Source organism: Roseitalea sp., from assembly GCF_984466335.1.
Genome location: NZ_CFIFWG010000236.1, coordinates 1 through 2,818, shown reverse-complemented (window position 1 = coordinate 2,818; position 2,818 = coordinate 1). Strand labels below are relative to the sequence as shown.

The following is a 2,818-nucleotide window of genomic DNA, read 5'->3' as shown; positions in this document are numbered from 1 at the left end:
CGATGGACCGCGAGGCGCAAAAGCGGGGCAACTCGGTCTATTTCCCCGACCGGGTGGTGCCAATGCTGCCCGAGCGCATCTCCAACGATCTGTGCTCGCTGCGCGAGAACGAAGACCGGCCGGCCATGGCCGTGCGCATGGTGTTCGACGCGCGCGGACGCAAGATCGGCCATTCGTTCGGCCGCATCGTGATGCGCTCGCATGCCCGGCTCTCCTACGAGCAGGCGCAGCGGGCCATCGACGGCGCGCCGGACGCGACCACCGCGCCGATCCTGGAGACGATCCTCAAGCCGCTCTGGGCGGCCTATGCCTGCCTGCTCAAGGGCCGGCGGAACCGCGAGCCGCTGGAGCTGGACATTGCCGAGCGCAAAATCGTGCTCGCCGAAGACGGCACGGTGGACAAGGTGGTGGCGGTGCCGCGCCTGGATGCGCACAGGCTGATCGAGGAGTGCATGATCCAGGCCAATGTCGCCGCCGCCGAAACGCTCGAATCCAGAAAGCAGGCGCTCGTGTTCCGCACGCACGATGCGCCCGCGCTCGCCAAGCAGGAGGCGCTGCGCGCGTTCCTCAAGACGCTCGACATCCCGCTGGCGCGCGGGGCGCAGCTGCGTCCGTCCGCCTTCAACGCCATCCTGGCGCGCGTTGCGGACACGGACCATGCGCCGCTGGTGCACGGCGTCGTGCTGCGCGCGCAGAGCCAGGCCGAATATTCGCCCGACAATATCGGCCATTTCGGCCTCAATCTGCGCCGCTACGCCCATTTCACCTCGCCGATCCGGCGCTATGCGGACCTGATCGTGCATCGCGCGTTGATCGGCGCGTGCGGCCTTGGGGACGGCGGCGACGGGCTGCCGGACATGGAGGCCGACGCGCTGCGCGAGGTCGCCGGGCTGATCTCGGCCGCCGAGCGGCGCGCGGTGAACGCCGAGCGCGACACGGTGGACCGGCTGATCGCCGAACACCTGTCCGACCGGCTTGGCGAGACCTTCGAGGCGCGCGTCTCGGGCATGTCGGGCGCCGGCCTGTTCGTGACGCTCGACGCCCTTGGGGCGGACGGGTTCGTTCCCGCATCGACATTGGGCGATGAGTATTTCGCCCATGACGAGGGGCTGCACGCCATGGTCGGCGAGCGCACCGGAACCGGATACCGGCTGGGCGATGCCGTCGCGGTCAAGCTCGCCGAGGTTCAGGCCATGGCCGGCGCGATCCGCTTTGACATGGAAAGCGAACCGCGCGATCTGGGCGGAGCGATGACATCGCGCCACAAGGCCCGCCGCGCAAGGCCCGGCGGGCGCGGGCGCGGGCGCGAACGGGCGAGCCGGAGAAGGAACAAGCGATGAGCGAAGCGATCGAAACGCACAGCTTCGGCGGCGCGGGCGGCGGGCCGCGCCGGCCGCTGCTGGCTGCCATGTGGCGCGGCGCCAGAAGCCGCTGCCCGCGTTGCGGCACGGGCGCGCTGTTTGCCTCCTACGCAAAATCGGTCGAGCGATGCGGCCATTGCGCCGAGGCGATCTTCCACCATCGGGCCGACGACCTGCCGGCCTATCTGAACGTCTTCATCGTCGGCCATATCGTCGTCGCCGGCTTCGTGATGGTCGAACGCGTCACCGACTGGCCCGCATGGGTGCATCTGGCGCTGTGGATTCCCGTCACGATCGTTCTGGCGCTGGCGCTGATCCCGCCGATCAAGGGCATCGTGATCGGCCTGCAATGGGCCAACCGGATGCACGGGTTCGGCGGAGAGGACGACGCCATCGCCGATCCCGACATCGATCCGCGGCACCATGGCTGACCGCCCGGCAACGCAATCGCCGTGACCGGGCGCCCTGCTCTCAGGCCGGCCGACGCGGCCTCGCTGGTCCTTGCCGACATGTCGGGGGCCGAGCCGCGCTTTCTGATGGGCGAGCGCTCCGGCGGCCATGTCTTCATGGCGCATATGCGCGTCTTCCCCGGCGGCCGGCTCGAACGGGCCGACACGCGCGCAAGCCAAGCCCATGCGCTGAGCGAACCCGATCTGAGGCGACTGGCGGGCGAGTTGGCCCCGCGCGGCGGATCGCGACGCGCGGCCGCCTTCGGCGCTTGCGCGCTGCGCGAGGCGCGCGAGGAGACCGGCCTGATCCTTAACGCCAAGGCCCTGCGCACGCCAGTCCGCTACATCGCACGGGCGATCACGCCGCCCGGCCAGGTGCGCCGCTACGACACGCGCTTCTTTCTGGCCTCGGTCGACCGGGCGCGCCTTGCGTTCGGCGGCACAGACGGCGAACTGGCGGACGTTGGCTGGTATCCGCCGCAGGCCGGGCCGGACGACCGGCTGCACGAGATCACGGCGACGGTCATGCGGCACGCGGCCGCCCGCCTGCGCGCCGATCCGGCACTCTCGGACGACCCGGCCGTGCCCTGTTTCCGGATGCGAAACGGGCGGCGCATCGTCGAATATCCCGCCGAGGCCGCCTTTGCACGGGGTCCGTCCGGCGCGGCTTGACTTTCGCCGGCCGATGCGCCATCTGCCGAGCGGACGCCCGGTCGCCGCTCGCGCGCGCCGGCGTTTTCTCATGAGACCGCACCGGGACCGTTCGAAAGGCGCCGACCATGGCCAAGGCCACGACCATCAAGATCAAGCTGCAATCGACGGCGGATACGGGCTTTTTCTATGTCACGAAGAAGAACAGCCGCACCATGACCGAAAAGATGGTCAAGCGGAAATACGATCCGATCGCCAAGAAGCACGTCGATTTCAAGGAAGCCAAGATCAAGTAAGGCTTCAGCACGATTGCGGGCTTGACGATGAAAAGCCGCCGCGGCGCCCGCGCCCGGCGGC

The 2,818-nt window shown here is 69.4% G+C and carries 4 protein-coding genes; all 4 read left to right on the top strand.

Features of this window, described 5'->3' with window-relative positions; translation table 11 throughout:
- Positions 1-1,340 (top strand): ribonuclease R family protein (locus tag AC5E6L_RS14950; protein ID WP_491774360.1); only part of this gene is annotated, 1,340 nt, incomplete at its 5' end.
- Positions 1,337-1,792 (top strand): DUF983 domain-containing protein, encoded by a 456-nt coding sequence (locus AC5E6L_RS14945; RefSeq protein ID WP_491229577.1) that lies wholly within the window; start codon positions 1,337-1,339, stop codon positions 1,790-1,792. The genes AC5E6L_RS14950 and AC5E6L_RS14945, both read left to right, overlap by 4 nt.
- Positions 1,793-1,813: 21 nt before the next feature.
- The gene (locus tag AC5E6L_RS14940; protein ID WP_491774358.1) at positions 1,814-2,482 is read left to right on the top strand and encodes an NUDIX hydrolase; all 669 of its coding nucleotides are present in this window, start codon (positions 1,814-1,816) and stop codon (positions 2,480-2,482) included.
- A gap of 107 nt (positions 2,483-2,589) precedes the next feature.
- Positions 2,590-2,757 (top strand): 50S ribosomal protein L33, encoded by a 168-nt coding sequence (rpmG, locus tag AC5E6L_RS14935; protein ID WP_491229579.1) that lies wholly within the window; start codon positions 2,590-2,592, stop codon positions 2,755-2,757.
- Positions 2,758-2,818 lie beyond the last annotated feature (61 nt).

What these genes read in the sequence shown, in the direction of transcription:
- AC5E6L_RS14945 (WP_491229577.1), top strand. Translation starts at nt 1,337, where the DNA reads ATGAGCGAAGCGATCGAAACGCACAGCTTCGGCGGCGCGGGCGGCGGG.
- rpmG (WP_491229579.1), top strand. Translation starts at nt 2,590, where the DNA reads ATGGCCAAGGCCACGACCATCAAGATCAAGCTGCAATCGACGGCGGAT.